Origin of the sequence: Intrasporangium sp., from assembly GCF_035688975.1 — a bacterium.
GTDB lineage: Bacteria > Actinomycetota > Actinomycetes > Actinomycetales > Dermatophilaceae > CALMNV01.
Window position 1 is genome coordinate 1 of record NZ_DASSMH010000071.1, and the last position, 15,347, is coordinate 15,347.

Annotated in this window: 16 protein-coding genes; 6 read left to right on the forward strand and 10 right to left on the reverse strand. The window is 76.2% G+C overall.

The window, feature by feature from the left end; genetic code table 11:
- The 4 genes from VFJ94_RS07345 to VFJ94_RS07360 form a co-directional block, all read right to left on the reverse strand.
- Positions 1–818 (reverse strand): SIS domain-containing protein (locus VFJ94_RS07345; protein WP_325003548.1); only part of this gene is annotated, 818 nt, incomplete at its 3' end.
- 11 nt (positions 819–829) lie between these two features.
- Entirely contained in the window at positions 830–1,024 is a 195-nt protein-coding gene (locus VFJ94_RS07350) for a Trm112 family protein (RefSeq protein ID WP_325003549.1), read from the reverse strand.
- Positions 1,021–2,469 (reverse strand): phosphomannomutase/phosphoglucomutase, encoded by a 1,449-nt coding sequence (locus VFJ94_RS07355; protein WP_325003550.1) that lies wholly within the window; start codon positions 2,467–2,469, stop codon positions 1,021–1,023. Before VFJ94_RS07355 ends, VFJ94_RS07350 begins: the two co-directional genes overlap by 4 nt.
- Positions 2,470–2,486: 17 nt before the next feature.
- Positions 2,487–2,882 (reverse strand): DUF3499 domain-containing protein, encoded by a 396-nt coding sequence (locus tag VFJ94_RS07360; protein ID WP_325003551.1) that lies wholly within the window; start codon positions 2,880–2,882, stop codon positions 2,487–2,489.
- 120 nt (positions 2,883–3,002) lie between these two features.
- On the opposite strand from VFJ94_RS07360, the gene VFJ94_RS07365 reads away from it, so the two are divergent.
- Positions 3,003–3,446: a metallopeptidase family protein gene (locus VFJ94_RS07365; protein ID WP_325003552.1), complete on the forward strand. Its 444-nt coding sequence runs from the start codon at positions 3,003–3,005 to the stop codon at positions 3,444–3,446.
- Positions 3,447–3,458: 12 nt separating this feature from the next.
- Here the strand turns inward: VFJ94_RS07365 and VFJ94_RS07370 are convergent, their stop codons facing one another.
- The 4 genes from VFJ94_RS07370 to VFJ94_RS07385 all read right to left on the reverse strand — a co-directional run bounded on the left by VFJ94_RS07370 (position 3,459) and on the right by VFJ94_RS07385 (position 9,533).
- Positions 3,459–4,388, reverse strand: a complete 930-nt coding sequence (locus VFJ94_RS07370) for an aminoglycoside phosphotransferase family protein (RefSeq protein WP_325003553.1) — start codon at positions 4,386–4,388, stop codon at positions 3,459–3,461.
- Positions 4,389–4,430: 42 nt separating this feature from the next.
- Positions 4,431–5,912, reverse strand: a complete 1,482-nt coding sequence (locus tag VFJ94_RS07375; RefSeq protein ID WP_325003554.1) for a DUF5719 family protein — start codon at positions 5,910–5,912, stop codon at positions 4,431–4,433.
- Complete coding sequence (locus tag VFJ94_RS07380; protein ID WP_325003555.1) at positions 5,909–9,211, reverse strand: glycosyltransferase family 2 protein; 3,303 nt, start codon at positions 9,209–9,211, stop codon at positions 5,909–5,911. Before VFJ94_RS07380 ends, VFJ94_RS07375 begins: the two co-directional genes overlap by 4 nt.
- A 61-nt stretch (positions 9,212–9,272) precedes the next feature.
- A complete protein-coding gene (locus VFJ94_RS07385) occupies positions 9,273–9,533 on the reverse strand; it encodes a WhiB family transcriptional regulator (RefSeq protein WP_325003556.1) in 261 nt (86 codons plus the stop codon).
- A gap of 209 nt (positions 9,534–9,742) precedes the next feature.
- On the opposite strand from VFJ94_RS07385, the gene cofD reads away from it, so the two are divergent.
- Together cofD and VFJ94_RS07395 are read left to right on the forward strand one after the other, a co-directional pair.
- Positions 9,743–10,729: a 2-phospho-L-lactate transferase gene (gene cofD, locus VFJ94_RS07390; protein WP_325003557.1), complete on the forward strand. Its 987-nt coding sequence runs from the start codon at positions 9,743–9,745 to the stop codon at positions 10,727–10,729.
- The gene (locus tag VFJ94_RS07395) at positions 10,726–11,775 is read left to right on the forward strand and encodes a coenzyme F420-0:L-glutamate ligase (protein WP_325003558.1); all 1,050 of its coding nucleotides are present in this window, start codon (positions 10,726–10,728) and stop codon (positions 11,773–11,775) included. The genes cofD and VFJ94_RS07395 overlap by 4 nt, the downstream gene beginning before the upstream one ends.
- Here VFJ94_RS07395 and VFJ94_RS07400 read toward each other — a convergent pair.
- Positions 11,762–12,733: a zinc-binding dehydrogenase gene (locus VFJ94_RS07400; protein WP_325003559.1), complete on the reverse strand. Its 972-nt coding sequence runs from the start codon at positions 12,731–12,733 to the stop codon at positions 11,762–11,764. The genes VFJ94_RS07395 and VFJ94_RS07400 overlap by 14 nt on opposite strands.
- A 50-nt stretch (positions 12,734–12,783) precedes the next feature.
- Between VFJ94_RS07400 and VFJ94_RS07405 the strand changes: the two genes are divergently transcribed.
- From VFJ94_RS07405 to VFJ94_RS07415, 3 genes are read left to right on the forward strand one after another with little or no spacing between them, the layout of a single operon-like run.
- Positions 12,784–13,404 carry a biotin transporter BioY gene (locus VFJ94_RS07405; protein ID WP_325003560.1) on the forward strand — a complete coding sequence of 207 codons (621 nt, stop codon included), beginning with the start codon at positions 12,784–12,786 and terminating at the stop codon, positions 13,402–13,404.
- Positions 13,405–13,431: 27 nt separating this feature from the next.
- Positions 13,432–14,145 (forward strand): ABC transporter ATP-binding protein, encoded by a 714-nt coding sequence (locus tag VFJ94_RS07410; RefSeq protein ID WP_325003561.1) that lies wholly within the window; start codon positions 13,432–13,434, stop codon positions 14,143–14,145.
- Positions 14,146–14,155: 10 nt separating this feature from the next.
- Complete coding sequence (locus VFJ94_RS07415; protein ID WP_325003562.1) at positions 14,156–14,779, forward strand: energy-coupling factor transporter transmembrane protein EcfT; 624 nt, start codon at positions 14,156–14,158, stop codon at positions 14,777–14,779.
- A 5-nt stretch (positions 14,780–14,784) separates the two neighbouring features.
- Here the strand turns inward: VFJ94_RS07415 and VFJ94_RS07420 are convergent.
- Positions 14,785–15,347 (reverse strand): HD-GYP domain-containing protein (locus VFJ94_RS07420; protein ID WP_325003563.1); only part of this gene is annotated, 563 nt, incomplete at its 5' end.

The following is a 15,347-nucleotide window of genomic DNA, read 5'->3' on the forward strand; positions in this document are numbered from 1 at the left end:
CCGCCGGCGAGGGGGCCGTCGAAGCACGCGACGATCTGCGACGCGGCGTCGGGCAGGGCGCCGGCGGCCACGGGCGTCCGGCCGGTCCGCCCGAACATGGCGCTGGCCCGGCGGGCCGCCACCCCGCCGAGCGGGCCGGACCCGAGCACGATGGGCACGGACTCGGCGACCTCGACGGCGAGCATCTTGGCGGGGTTGACGACCGCCTCGGCGGAGGGCCGCGACTCGTAGGCGCGCTGGTCGAGCAGCTCGGCGAGCGCGTCCATCGTGTGCGGCTCCGCCGTCGCGAGGCCCATCGCGTCGGCCGCGAGCAGCACCGGCACGGCCTGGGCCCACAGCGACGTGCGGGACGACGCGTCGGGCACCTCGATCGGCACGTGCACGCCCCGCGCCCGGGCCGACAGCTCGGCGAGCGGGGAGTCCGGGGCGCTGACGGTGAGCACCGACGCACCCCGCCGGGCCGCCTCCGCGACGAGGTCGAGCGCCCCCGCCGCCCGGCCCGACTGCGACACGGCGATGACGAGGTCGAGCGCGCCGACCCAGCCGGGCAGCAGCCCGCCGCTGCACGTCTGCACGGGAATCGTGCCGCCGTGGCGGGTCACCGCCTCGAAGAGGTCGCCGACGGCGGCGGACCCGCCCACGGAGGCCACCACCACTCCGCGCGGGCGCAGCTCGGCGAGCCGGTCGAGGCCCGCCTCGGCGGCTGCCCGGACCGACCGGCGCACCTGCGACCCGGCCATCGCCAGGGCGCGCAGCGTCTCACGGCTGTCGAGGCGCTCGAGGGCCTCCTCGTCGTCGAGCCTCGCCTCGTCGAACACGGCTGGAGCCGTCAGCCGTCGAGGCGGCGCGCGAGGTCGACGAGGAGGACCGGCACGCCACTGTCGATGGGGTAGCCGAGCGAACAGGTGATGCAGCGCAGCTCCGGCGTCGCAGGGCCCGTCGCGTCGGTGAGGATGCCCTTGCACTGCGGGCAGCGCAGGATCTCGCGCAGCCACGGCTCGACGGTCTGCTGGGTCTCGCTCACTGGGACGCTCCTTCGGTCGCACCGGCACGGATGAGGGCGAGGACCTCGTCCCGGACCCGCACCATGGTCTCACGGTCCGCGGCCTCGACGTTGAGCCGCAGGAGCGGCTCCGTGTTGGACGCCCGGACGTTGAGCCACCACATCGGCTCGGACTCGGGCCCGCGCGCGGTGAGCCCGTCGAGCTCGTCCAGGGACGCGCCGCGCTGGAGCGCCCACCGCCGCACCGTGTCGGTCACGGCGGCGGCGTCGCTCACCGTGGAGTTGACCTCGCCGGACGCGGCATACCGCTCGAAGCCCGCCGCGAGCTCCGCGAGCGGACGGTCCTGCTCGCCGAGCGCCGCGAGCACGTGCAGCGCGGCCAGCATCCCGGTGTCGGCGAACCAGAAGTCGCGGAAGTAGTAGTGCGCCGAGTGCTCGCCGCCGAACACCGCGCCCGCCCGGGCCATCTCCGCCTTGACGAAGGAGTGGCCGACCCGGGTGCGGACCGGCACGCCTCCGTGCTCGCGCACGACCTCGGCGACGGCGGCGCTGCTGATGACGTTGTGGACGACCGCCACGTGGTCCTCGCCCGCCGATCGCGCCCGCGCGATCTCCCGCGCGGCGACGAGACCCGTGACGGCGCTCGCCGACACGGGCCGGCCCGCGGCGTCGACCACGAAGCACCGGTCGGCGTCGCCGTCGAAGGCCAGCCCGAGGTCGGCGCCGTGCTGCACCACGGCGGCCTGCAAGTCCACGAGGTTGGCCGGGTCGAGCGGGTTGGCCTCGTGGTTGGGGAAGGTCCCGTCGAGCTCGAAGTACAACGGGACGACGGTGAGCGGGAGGGCGGGCAGGCCGGCGCCCGAGCCGAGCACCGCGGGCACGGTGTGGCCCGCCATGCCGTTCGCCGCGTCCACGACGACCGTGAGCGGGCGGGAGCCGCGCAGGTCCACGAGCCCGCGCAGGAACCGGGCGTAGTCCCCGAGGATGTCCCGGACCGTCGTCACGCCGGGCCCGTGCGCGGGCGGGTAGAGCCCGCCCGGCCGGTCGAGGAGCCACTGGGCGAGGTCGCGCACCTCGGCCAGCCCCGAGTCCTGGCCCACCGGGCGGGCCGCGGAGCGGCACAGCTTGATCCCGTTGTATGCCGCCGGGTTGTGGCTCGCCGTGAACATCGCACCGGGCGCGTCGAGTGACCCGCTCGCGTAGTAGAGGCCGTCGGTCGAGGCCAGCCCGATGAGGGTGACGTCGAGCCCGCGGGCGGTGACGCCCTCGGCGAAGGCGGCGCTGAGGGCCGGCGACGACGGGCGCATGTCGTGGCCCACGACGACCGAGCCGTGGCCGTCGGGCAGCGCGACGACCTCCGCGAAGGCCGCGCCGATCGCCCGGGCCACGTCGGGCGAGAGCTGATCCGGCACGAGGCCCCGCACGTCGTAGGCCTTGACGAAGTCGGTGAGGCGGGGGGCGGACACGACCGCCACCCTAACGGTCAGTGGTCGCGCAGGATGCGCAGGTGGCCGCGGCGTCCAGACTCGACGACGCCCGAGCGGGCCTCGGCGGCGACCTCGTCGCGCGAGGCGGATCCGGCCGGCTCGGGGCGCCTCGGCCGGCGGGCGGCCGCGGGCTCGCGGACGGCGTCGGCCAGGGCGAGCAGGTCGTCGGACGCGAGCGCCGGCTCGGAGTAGTCGCCGTCGAGCCGGACGACGTCCCACCCCACCGGCGCCGTCATCCGCTCGGCGTGGTCGAGGCACAGGTCGTAGGTGTGCGGCTCGGCATACGTCGCCAGGGGCCCGAGGACGACGGCGCGGTCGGCATACGCGTAGGTGAGAGTCGCGACGGCGGGGCGCGCGCACCCCGTCTTGGAACAGCCCCGTGTCAGACCCACGGGGCTGGACTCTACCGCCGCACGGGCGCGCCTCCCGGCACCACGCCGGACCCGCCGAACTCCGGATCCGCCGAACTCCGGACGCGACAAACTCCGGATCCGCCCAACTACAGTGGGCAGGTGACCGCCAAGCCCGCCACGCCCTCGGGACGCTCGCGGCCGGCCCACCGCCGCGACCGACACGGCCGGGGCCGCCGCGGACCGCTCGCCTGGCCACCGGTGCCGGCGATGCTGACCCGCCGCGACCAGTTCGACGACTACGTCCTCGACGCTGCGACGCGCCTCGAGGCGACGTGCGGACGCGCCTTCCCCGCGGTCGAGTTCGCGGTCGAGGACGTCCCCCGCGGCCCGGCGCCGTGGGACCGCCGCGAGGTGCCGCTCGGCCGCCTGTATCCCGCGACGTCCAGCGGACCGGCCCGCATCGTCGTCTACCGCCGACCCGTCGAGACCCGGGTCAGCGACCCTCGGGACGTCGCGGCCCTCGTCGCCGACATCGTCACCGAGCAGGTGGCCGGGCTGCTCGGCGTGGAGCCCGAGGAGCTCGATCCCGGCTTCGGCGAGTGAGTCCGGCGGCCCTCAGGCAAGGTTCGGGCCGAGCTCCGATCCGAACGCATGACAGACCCAGGCCGCTGACAGGCGGCGCACCGTGCGCCGGCCCCAACGGCTCATGGTCGGGTTGGTCTGCGCGTAGTACCACACGAGACCCATGGACTCGTGCAGAGCCCAGGCCATGCCCCGTCGCCACTGGATCTCGGTGCACCCCAAGGCCTCCCGGAACGCCTCTCGTTGGAGGTCGTCCAGGAGGTGCCAGGCGCCGACGAGGTCGAGCGCGGGATCGGCTGCGGCAAACCCCCCACCGTCGAGCACCCCCACGAGCCGCCCCGCCCGGACCAGGACGTTGGGCGGTGTGAGGTCCCCGTGGCACATCACCTCCACATCGACCTGCGGAAGGGTCCGCAGCTGCGCCCACATCGCCCGCAGGGGCGGCACGTCGAGCAGACCCTCGCTGTGCTCGAAGCAGGTCTCCATCCACGCGTCGTGGTCAGGCAGGTGGCCGCCCCGGCCCCCACCAGCGAACCGTCTCCCTCGGGTGTCGGCGGCGCGCAGGCCGGCGATGAGCCGCGCGAGATCCAGGGCGAACTCGATGGAACCCGCGGGGTCCTCCTCCGTGGCGACCCGCCCGGGCAGCCAGGTCTGGACGCTCCACGGCATCGGGTACCCGACGCCCGGCTCGCCGATGGCGACCGGCTGCGGCGTTGGCACGGTGGACGCGCCGGCCAGCTCGTGCGCCGCTGCGGCCTCGGCTCGAAGCCCTGCCCGCGCCTGCCCCACGTCGTGCGCGCGCCGCGGGAAGCGGGCAGCCAGACCGTCGCCGACCCGGAAGATCGCATTGACCGTCCCCGCAGCCGGCACCTCGTGAACCTCCAGCCCTGACCAGCGCGGGAACTGTTCCTTGACGAGCCGTCGCACGGTCCCCTCGCCCACGTCGAGCTCGTCCCGGTGCATCGCCCTGCGCACCATCCTCCCGCGCGAGCGCCGGTATGCCGCTCAGTCCGTCAGCTGGCGCACGGGGACCGCGAGGGCCGTGACCGGGGCGCTCGCGAGGGCGGCGACCGAGAAGTAGGGGCCGCCCGCGTCCGCGCCGGCGACCGAGACCGCGGCGCGCACGTCGCCCCGCTCGGGCGTCACCCAGACGCGGTCGGCGCCCGCGAGGTCGACATGCGCCGCCCGGTCGGGCCCGACCGTCACCGTCGCCACGCGGGTCGCGCCGCCGGCGCCGGCCAGGACGCGCACCGTCGCCCCGCCGGGCCCGGCGGCGAGCAGCAGCGTGCTGCGCAGCCCGACTGCCGCGAGCCCGGGCACGAGCAGTCCCGCGACACCCGTGAGGGCCGGCGTCGCCGGAGCCCAGCCGAAGTCGCTCATGCGGTCGGTGCCGGTGCGGGCCCGGCGCTCGACGTAGGCCCCCGCCACGACGGGTGCCGTCGACTCGAGCCGCAGGCCGGCGACGCCCGTCGGCACGGAGGCGAGCCGCACGTCCGTGGAGCTCTCCCCCGGCACGCGGACCGCGCGCAGCTCGGCCGGCTGCGTCGAGGCCGTCTCGGTGAGGACCCGCACCCGGACGACGGCCTCCACCTTGCCCGGGTTCGCCACGCGGAGCACGGCCGTGCCGTCGACGTGGAGGCCGGCCAGCACGAGGTCGGTGGCCGGCGACGCCGCGCTCGTCGCGTCGTCCAGGCCCCGGCCGGTGGCGCCCTCGATCCACGCGTCGTCGAGCACCCCGGCCACGACGCCGCCCGTCGCGATGACGTGGACGGCGGGCGCCGGCTCGTCGGGCGCGATGGCGTCGAGCGAGACCGACGCCCGGGAGCCCGGCGCGATGGACACGCTGCGCCCGTCCGCGGACGCGACGCGCCCGCGGGCCCCGAAGACCTCGAACGCGACCGAGACGGCGTTGGCTCCCGGGTTGCTGAGGACGAGCCGCTCGGTCCGAGACGCGCCCGAGCCGCCGCCGACGAACCACAGGTCCGCCGCCGCGGCGCCGCAGGGTGACACGGCGAGTCCCCGGTCGTCGTCGCCTGACCGCAGCCACGACTGGCTGGCGGCAAGGCCGGGTGCGAGGCCGCCGGTCGCGGATGCGACGACCGGGTCGGCGGTCGGTGTCGTGCCGGCCACGACCGCGTCGCGGGCCGAGGCCCTGGCCACCGACGCGCCCGCCCTCCCGGTGGCCAGCGTCACCGTGCCGGCACCGGTGGGCACCGCGTGGGGGGCGAGGGCGGCGGCGGGACTCGCGGCGGCGGCCACGCGCAGGGTCCCCGAGACCGAGCGCAGGGCCTGCGTGCCGAGCCGCTGCTGGCCGGGGCACACCAGGGTGGAGTCGTCGAGCAGCACGTCGGACACGGCCGGCAGGCCGGCCTGCTCGTGGGGCGCGGCGAGCTGCACCGACCCGCCCCGGAACGCGGCGCCGGTGACGATCCCGGCCGCGGCCAGGGCGACGACGGTGGCCCGGACGATGCCCGGCAGGGTGCTCATGAGCGGCTCCTCGAGCGGCGGTTTCCGAACGGCACGGCGAGGAAGAGGACGAGGCCCAGGAGCCCCCCCTGGGCGAGGCGCCACCACGGCTCCGCCGCCGCGAGGTCGATCTCGAGGTGGCCGCCCCCGGCGGGGACGGCATACGTCGGCTGCTCGCGGCCCGGCAGCGGCGCGATGACCCGGCCGTCGACGCTGACGCGGGCCGAGGCGGACCACGACGCCGGCTCGGCGACGACGACGTAGCGGGTGCCGGTGGCCCCGGGGGCGCCCGGGTCGACGGCCGGGACGGTGGTCCCCACGGCGCCGTGCGGGCCGGCCATGGGCACGGCCGCGAGCAGTCGGTCCGCGCCGTCGACGAGGCGCACCCGCGACGGCGCGGGTGGGGCGGTGGCCCCGGGGGCGGACGGCAGCGGCTGGACCTTCCACAGCATCCCGTGCTCGCTCGTCCCGAGTCGGGTCAGTCCCCCGGCGGCGTCGAGGCGGCGGGGGAGCCCCGCGTCGGGGTCCGCGCGCACCTGCACGTAGGCGATCCCGAGCCGGGCCAGACCCGACGCGTCGAGCGACTCGGCACCGCGACCGCCGACGAGTTTGGCCACCGAGGCGGTGAGGCCGGCGTCCTCGGAGCCGGCCGACCCCGCCCCGGCGGCGTCGGGCCGGTCGACGGCAGAGGGTCGGTCGAGGTCGCGCAGCACCTCCCCCGGCTCCTGGCCGAGCAGCCGGAAGTCGACGACGCGCTCGGACGGCTGCAGCAGCAGCAGCCGGTTGCCGAGCGGACCGGCTCCCTGCTCGACCGCCACGGCCGGCAGGGTCGCCTCGCCGACCGTGAGGGTGGGCCCGAGACCCACGGCTCCCCACCGCCCGGCGAGCGCCAGCGCTGACCCGGCCGGCAGGGCCACGAGCAGGACCGCGACGGCGGTGCGCCACGACCGGCCAGGGGCGCGCAGCCGGCCGAGGGGCACTCGGGCACCCGCCAGCAGGCCGACGAGGAGGCCGAGCACCCAGAGGTCGACCCCGATCCCTGACCAGGGGCGCGCCGGCGAGGACACGCCAACCGAGGTCGGCGCCGAGCCGAGCACCAGGCGGCCGGAGGCCTCCGCCAGCGCGAGACCGAGCAGCATCAGTGCGGCGGCCGCGGCGAGGCCCACCGCCTCCGAGCGGCTGCGGGAGCGGACGGCGAGACCCAGCAGGCCGAGCGCCACGACGGGGGCCAGCACCCAGACCCACGGCCCCTGCGCGGGCTCGGGCACGCCGAGGAGCGGCAGCCACGGCACCGGCGGGGCCTCCGTCGTGACGAGGCCAGGCCCCGAGAGGAGCAGCCGCCAGTCGTCCACGAAGCGCAGCAGCCACGGCCCGAGGAGCGCGGGGGGCACGACGAGCAGGACGAGGGCCCGCAGCCGCCGCGCCCCCGGCCCGAGGACGAGCAGGAGGACCGCCGCGACGAGCGCGACGACGAGCAGCAGCGGGACGAACGCCCCGAGCACGGCGACGGCGAGCGCCGTCGCGAAGGCCGCGGTGAAGGTGCCGTCTCGCCGCGAGACGAGCGCGAAGCCAGCCCCGGCGACCGGCAGCAGCAGGTGCGCGAGGACCACGGTGACGCGGCCGTCGAGGACGGCCGTGGTCACGACGCCGGACGTGCCCCAGGCGAGTGCCGCGAGCCCGCGGGTGACCCGCGAGGTGGTGACGACGCGGCCCGCGAGGTATGCCGCCCACGCGGAGAGCGCGGGCGCGAGGAAGAGCAGCCAGGCGATGGTGACACCGGCCGGGGACCGGCTCTCGCCCACCCCGGGCAGCCGCTCCGCCGCCCACGTGAGGCCGGCCAGCACCGCGAGGTGCGGCCCCGAGTCGGCGGCGGAGCCGAGCCCCGCCCCGTGCCAGGCGTCGGCGAACGCGTGCCAGAGCCCGCTCGACCCGCTCGTGACCGGCCGCAGCTCCCCCCCGGCCAGGCCACTCGAGGTCACGGACAGCCCGCCCGCCCGGATCGCCACGCGCCACGCGGCCGCCGTGGCGAGCAGGACGGCCGCCACGGCGAGGACCCCTGGGGACGTCGCGATCCGCCTCGGCAGGGAGGCGGGGAGCACGTGCAGCGACTCCGCCTCGTCCGCGACGGGACCGGTCTCCGTGGACGGACCCGCGGCCACGGGCAGGTCCCGGCGCCTGCGGCCCTCCGGTGTCATGGCGTCGGAGATGTGGTCGATCGTGGACCGCGCGGCCGCGCCGGGTCGCACGAACAAGGTGGAGAGGTGGTCGCGCCGCAGGTGCTTGCTGCGCCGACCGCGCCAGCGCGCCCGCGTCACGGCAAGCGGGTGCCCCAGGGCGCCGAGGTCGGCCAGCTCGCGCCAGGCCGCCCGGGGGCGCTTGGCGACGAGGAGGGTCGCCGAGGCCACGACCGCACTGAGCGCCATCCACAGGGCGAGGAAGGGCGCGGCCACCGGCGAGCACCGCGCGAGGGCGACCTGCCGGGCGGCGCGGCGGCTGCGCCGCTCCACCTCCGCGGGTCCGGGGCCTCCCGGCCGTGCGCCGTCTCGCCCCGCCGTCGCCTCGCGCACCACGGCGCCGGGCACGACGATCACCCGGTGCCCGGCGAGCTGCGCCCGCCAGCCGAAGTCGAGGTCCGCCCCGTAGTGCTCGAAGGCCGGGTCGAAGCCCCCGAGCTCGGCGTGCACCGACCGCCGGACGAGCATGCCGCTCGTGCTCACGGCGAGCACGTCCGTCCGCCCGTCGTGCTGGCCCTGGTCGGACTCGCCGCGGGCGGGCGAGGCGAGGCGCCGGCCGGTCCGGGTGACCTGGATGCCCAGCTCGACCAGCCGTCGCGGGTCCTCCCAGCCGACGAGCTTGGGGCCCGCGACCCCGACCGACTGGGACCGGCGCACGCCGTCGACGAGCCGCTCGAGGGCGGCGGGCTGCGGGGCCGAGTCGTCGTGCAGGACCCACACCCACTCCGAGGCGTCGGGTCTGGTGGCCGGCAGCTGGGCGATGCCGACGTCGATGGCCCGTCCGGTGGGCAGCACGGCGTCGGTGCGGACGACGCGCACGTCACGGACCGCATGCCGCAGCGCCCGGTGCTCCGCGAGGATGGCGGCCGAGCCGTCCGTGCTCGCGACGTCGACGACGACGACGCGCGCCGGGAGCTGGGTCTGGCGCCCCAGCGCATCGAGGCACTCGGCGAGCCACGTGGCGCCGTTGCGCACGACGAGGACGGCGCTGACGAGCGGAGCGGCGGCCGGCGCCGGGCGGGGACGGGCTTCGCCTCCTCCCCCGGGCGCGGGAGGAGAGGGGGGCAGGGTGGTCCCGGCGGTCACCAGGTCGCCCTGCCCGGTCGGGCACCGTCACCCGGGCGGAGGCAGCGGGCTGCCATGGCGCTCAGACGGCGCGCTTCTTGAGCTTGCGCCGCTCGCGCTCGGACAGCCCGCCCCAGATGCCGAAGCGCTCGTCGTGCGCGAGGGCGTACTCGAGGCACTCCTGGCGCACCTCGCAGCCGACGCACACCTTCTTCGCCTCGCGCGTGGAGCCGCCCTTCTCGGGGAAGAACGCCTCCGGATCGGTCTGTGCGCAGAGCGAGCGCTCCTGCCAGGACAGCTCGGCCTCGTCCAGCGCGTCGGACAAGATCACCACCTCGTGCATGACGCCTCCTCGACCCAGATGCTTGAGTTACCGGCCCGGTCCTGGCCAGCGGAGCCACGGCCTGGCGGTCGCGCACTGACGAGAACAGTAGTGAAATTACATGCGTGTCATACCCTTCGCGTCAAGCCGGGCTCTGCTAATGGTCCGGACGGCGGCCGCCCGGGCCTCGCGCGCGACCGCGCGATAACCGTCCCTGAGAGGATGCAGGCATGCACATCACCGCCCTGGCTGGGGGGGTGGGCGGGGCGCGCTTCCTGCGCGGTCTGCTCGCCCACCTGCGCCGCACCCCACAGCTCGCCGGCACGCGGCTGACCGTCGTCGGCAACACGGGCGACGACATCACCCTCTTCGGCCTGCGGGTGTGCCCGGACATCGACACGCTGCTCTACACGCTGGGTGGCGGCATCGACGAGGCGCAGGGGTGGGGACGCGCCGACGACACCCACCACGTCGCGGGCGAGCTGGCGCGCCTCGGCGCGACGCCGCAGTGGTTCACCCTCGGCGACAGGGACTTCGGCACCCACGTCTTCCGGTCCCAGCTGCTCGGACAAGGTATGCCGCTGAGCGAGGTCGTCTCGCGCCTGGCGGCTCGCTGGGGGCTCGACGAGCAGGGCGTCACGCTCCTGCCCATGACCGACACGCCCGTCGAGACGCACGTCGTCGTCGCCGCCGACGGGGAAGGCCGGCGGGCGATCCACTTCCAGGAGTGGTGGGTGCGCCACCAGGCACGGGTGCCGGCGGAGCGCTTCGTCGTCGCCGGGCTCGACGGGGCCGCGCCCGCCCCGGGCGTCCTCGACGCGCTGCGCTCTGCCGACGTCGTGCTGCTGCCGCCGAGCAACCCCGTCGTGTCCATCGGCATCATCCTCGGCGTGCCGGGGGTCCGCGACGCGCTGCGGGGCACGCGAGCCCCGGTCGTCGGCGTCTCCCCCCTCGTGGCCGGACGGCCGGTGCGAGGCCACGCCGACGCGTGCCTGCGGGCCATCGGCCTGGAGAGCACGAGCGCCGCCGTGGCCGGCCTCTACGCCGACTTCCTCGACGGCTGGCTCGTGGACGAGGCGGACCCCATGTCGTCCGCCGCCTCCCCACGGGTCCTGCACCGGCCGCTGCTCATGTCCTCGCCCGAGGCCAGCGCGGACCTCGCCGGTGCCGCCCTCGAGCTCGCGATGTCCCTCCAGCAGGCCGGGGGCCGGGCGTGAACGGTCGGGTCTCGGTCACGCCGCTCCACGGCATACCGGAGGTGACCGACGGTGACGACCTCGCCGACCTCATCGAGGGCGGGCTGTCCGCGTCGGGGCTGCGGCTCGAGCCCGGCGACGTCGTCGTCGTCTCGAGCAAGATCGCGTCCAAGGCCCTCGGCCTCGTCGTGGACGACCTCGACAAGGACCGCGTGGTGGCCGCGGAGACCGACTACGTCGTCGCCGAGCGCTCGCTGCCGGGACGAGTGACGCGGGTCGTGCGGGCCAAGGCCGGACCGGTCATGGCCGCCGCCGGGGTCGACGGGAGCAACACCGGCGCTCGGGGCGGCTGGCTCGTGCTGCCGCGGGACCCCGACGGAGTCTGCCGCGAGCTGCACGACGCGCTGCGTGCCCGGCACGGGGTCGAGCTCGGGGTCATCCTCTCGGACACGGCTGGACGGCCGTGGCGGGTGGGCCAGGTGGACTTCGCGCTGGGCGCGTGGGGCCTGCACGTGCTGGAGGACCTGCGCGGCGGCGTGGACGCCGACGGCAGGGCGCTCGAGGTGACGACGCGAGCCGTGGCCGACGAGATCGCGGCCGCCGCCGACCTCGTCAAGGGCAAGGCCTCGCACGTCCCCGTCGCCGTGGTGCGCGGCCTCGGGGAGCTCGTCGTGGAGCGACCCGACGCGAGCCTGCCGGGCGGCCGGGACCTCGTCCGGGCCGGTGCCGAGGACTGGTTCGGCCACGGGCAGGTGGAGGCGGTCCGCGCGGCGCTAGGCATCGAGCCCGGCACGGCACTGTCCCAGCGGGTCGGCATCCCCCCGGCGGTGCCGGACGCCCGCCGGGCGGCGGTCGGCAGGGCGGTCGCCGTGGCCCTGCACGCCGTGGCCAGGGCCACCGCCGACGTCGGCCCGGACAGCGTGGTGCTCGGCGCAGACGGGCCCTACGCGCTCGGCCGCGTCACGGCGCGCCTGGAGGCGGCGCTGTGGTCCGAGGGGCTCGCCGGGGTGCCGGACCCGCCGTCCGGCGACGGCCGCTCGGTCACCGTGGCGGTCACGGCATCGTGAAGACGACCTTGCCGAAGACGTCGCCCTCGACCATCTTGGCGAAGCCCTGACGGGCCTCGGCGAGGGGCAGCACGGAGTCGATGACCGGCTCGATCCGCTGCTGCACGACGAAGCTGGCGAGGTGCCTGAGCTCCTCCCTCGTGCCCATCGTCGAGCCGATGACGCGCAGCTGCTTGAAGAAGATCTTCGTCAGCTCCGCCTTGGGCGGGGCGTCGCCCGACGTCGCCCCCGAGATGACGACGCTGCCACCGGGGCGCAGGGAGTTGATCGAGTGCGACCACGTCGCGGCGCCCACGGTCTCCATCACCGCGTCCACCCGGTCGGGCAGCCGCTCCCCCGAGCCGAACACGGCGGCGGCGCCGATGCCGAGCGCCCGCTCCGCGCGCGCCTCGTCCCGGGAGGTCGCCCACATGCGGTAGCCGGCGGCGGAGCCGAGCTGGATGAGGGCCGTGGCGACGCCGCCGCCCGCACCCTGCACGAGCACGGTGCCACCGGGGCGCACGCCCGAGTTGGTGAAGAGCATCCGGTATGCCGTGAGCCAGGCGGTGGAGAGGCAGGCCGCGGCCTCCCACGACAGCCCGGCCGGTTTCGGCACGAGGTTGGCGGTCGGCACGATGACCTGCTCGGCCAGGGTCCCGTCGTGCAGCTCGGACAGCAGCGTGCGCCGGGGGTCGAGGGTCTCGTCCCCGCGCCATCCCTCCGAGGGGACGACGGCGTGGACGATGACCTCGTTGCCCTGCTCGTCCACGCCCGCGCCGTCGCAGCCGAGGATCATCGGCAGGCGGTCCGCGGAGAGGCCGACGCCGCGCAGCGACCACACGTCGTGGTGGTTGAGGCCCGCGGTGCGCAGGGTGACGACGGACCAGCCCGGACGGGGCTCGGGCGCGGGGCGGTCGTCGACGACGAGGCCGGACAGCGGGTCGGCCGGGGACAGGGCGGCGGCATACGCAGCGAGCATTGCCTCACCCTAGCCAGAGGCCTGCGGGACGAGGCGGCTAGAGTCCACGCGTGATCGAGAACGCGACCCGTGCCCCGCACCCGTCGTCGGCCCGCGCGACGGCCCCCGAGCCCCGCTCGGTCGCCCTCGTGGCGGTCTTCGCGGCCCTCCTCGTCGCCGCGGCGGTGGTGCCCGGCATCCCCGTCGGCGGGCTCGGCGTCCCGATCACGCTGCAGACCCTCGCCGTCATGCTGACCGGGCTCGTCCTCGGCCCGGTTCGCGCCGTCCTGGCCGTGCTGCTCTACCTCGTGCTCGGCTTCGTCGGCCTCCCGGTGTTCAGCAAGGGCGCGTCGGGCCTGCAGGTCCTCGCGGGCCCCTCCGCCGGGTACCTCGTGGCCTTCGTCGTCGCCGCGCTCGTGGTGGGCCTCGCCGCCCGGGCGGTGGTGCGACGGGCCCGGTCCTCCCGATGGGTTCCCCTGTTGTTCCTCGCCGCGATGCTGACGTCGGTGCTGGTCGTGCACCCGCTGGGCATCGTGGGCATGGCGGTCAACGGGCACCTCTCGCTGGGGGCGGCGGCGACGATCGACCTCGCCTTCTACCCCGGCGACGTCCTCAAGAACGTCGTGGCCGCGTTCGCCGCCTCCGCGGTGCACCGGGCCTTCCCGGACATCCTCGTCCGCGGCGCCCGGTGAGCGCCTGAACGGGCGCATCCGTCCCCCGTGCCCGCGATCCGGCTGGAGGGTGTCGCCGTCGACGTGCCGGTCGCCGACGGCGGCTCACGGCGGTTGCTCGACGTGCCGTTCCTGGAGCTGACCGAGGACCGGGTCTCGGTCGTCGGCGCGAACGGCTCCGGCAAGTCGACCCTGCTGCGGCTGCTCAACGGGCTCGTTCGCCCGACCCACGGCCGGGTCCTCGTGGACGGCCGGGACACCGTGGGACAGGGCGCCGCGGTCCGCCGGCAGGTCGCGTTCGCCTTCACCGACCCGCTCTCGCAGCTCGTCATGCCCACCGGACGCGAGGACGTCGAGCTCTCCCTGCGCCGGTCGCATCGGGACCGCCGCGCGCGCCGAGCGGCGGCCCAGGCGGTGCTCGACCGCTTCGGGCTGGGCGCGATCGCCGACCACAGCGTCTACGACCTCTCCGGTGGCGAGCGGCAGCTCATGGCCTTGGCCGCGGTGCTCGCGGCCGAGCCGGACATCCTCGTCCTCGACGAACCGTCCACGCTGCTCGACCTGCGCAACACCCTGCTGCTGCGCGCCACCCTGGCCTCGCTGCCCCAGCGCGTCGTCCTCGCGACCCACGACCTCGACCTCGCGCTCGAGGCGGAGCGCACGCTCGTCATCGACGCCGGCCGCGTCGTCTTCGACGGGAGCCCGGCCAGGGCGGTGGCGCACTACCGGTCCCGGTGCGCGCCCCCCTCAGCCCGGCCATGAGGGCGCGACCGTGAGCCGGGACGGCGGGCTCTTCCGCGCCCACGTGCCCGGCACGTCCGCCCTGCACCGGGCGCCCTTCGCGCCCAAGGCGCTGGGCGTGCTCGCGGTGGGGGCGGCGGCCTACCGGCTTCCCGACTGGCGCGCCGCGGCGACGCTGCTCGCGCTCCTCGTCGGGGTCCACGTGGCCTCCGGGCTGGGCCTGCGCCGCCTGGTCACGTCGCTGCGTCCGCTCGCGGCCGTGCTCGTCGTGCTCGGGGCGGTCCAGTGGTGGAGCCACGACCTGGCCGAGGCGGCCCGCGTGGTGCTGGGGCTGGCGAGCTGTTTCCTCGCCGCCGGCCTGCTCACCGCCACCACCCCGGTCGATCGGATGCTCGACGCCGTGGCGACCGGCGCGCGCCCGCTTCGCCGCTGGGTCGACCCGGAGGTGGTCGCCCTGACGGTGGGCATCCTGCTGCGGAGCGTCCCGTGGGTGGCCGGCGCCTTCCACGACGTCCGGGACGCCGCCCGGGCGCGGGGTCTCGAGCGCAGCCCCCGCGCGGTCGTGCTGCCCTTCGTGATCCACGTGGTCGCCTATGGGCGCGCCACCGGGGACGCCCTCGCCGCCCGGGGGCTCGGCGACCCGGACGAACACTGACCTCGTCAGCGGCTGACGGCGCGGTCGCCGAGGACGCGCTCGAGGGCCTCCACGACCCGGGGGTCGTACTCGTAGCCGAGGCCGAGATAGATGCGCTCGATCGCCCGCTCCTCGGGTCTCTCGTCGTCGGACCGGGACCGGAAGTCCTCGAAGGCGTTGACGACCTTGATCACGCAGCTGGTCAGCGGGATCTCCTCCCCGAACTCGCGCTTCTGGCGGAAGGGGGTCGTCTGGTGCTCGAGCACCGAGGCGACGTCGTCGAGCACTCCCGTCTCGCGCACGATGCGGACGGTGTCGCGCTCGATGCGGCGCTGGTCGGCCGGGGCCGCGAGCACGGTGGCCCCGCCCGGGATGGGCTCGACGAGCGCCACCTGGCCGATGTCGTGCAGCAGCGCGGCATACTCGAGGTCGACCAGCTCCCGGCCCGGCAGCCCCAGCTGCCTGCCGACGGCTACGGACAGCTCGGCGACCCGCTCCGAGTGCCCCCGGGGCGTGTACCCCGCGAAGTCGGTGAGTCGCGAAAGGGTCCGGATGCTCTGCAGGTAGGTCTGCCGGATGCCGGCATATC

Excerpts from the sequence above, each read along its gene's own strand:
- VFJ94_RS07370 (WP_325003553.1), bottom strand. The coding sequence starts at position 4,388 with ATGCACCGGGACGAGCTCGACGTGGGCGAGGGGACCGTGCGACGGCTC.
- VFJ94_RS07375 (WP_325003554.1), bottom strand. The coding sequence starts at position 5,912 with ATGAGCACCCTGCCGGGCATCGTCCGGGCCACCGTCGTCGCCCTGGCC.
- VFJ94_RS07385 (WP_325003556.1), bottom strand. The coding sequence starts at position 9,533 with ATGCACGAGGTGGTGATCTTGTCCGACGCGCTGGACGAGGCCGAGCTG.
- cofD (WP_325003557.1), top strand. The coding sequence starts at position 9,743 with ATGCACATCACCGCCCTGGCTGGGGGGGTGGGCGGGGCGCGCTTCCTG.
- VFJ94_RS07400 (WP_325003559.1), bottom strand. The coding sequence starts at position 12,733 with ATGCTCGCTGCGTATGCCGCCGCCCTGTCCCCGGCCGACCCGCTGTCC.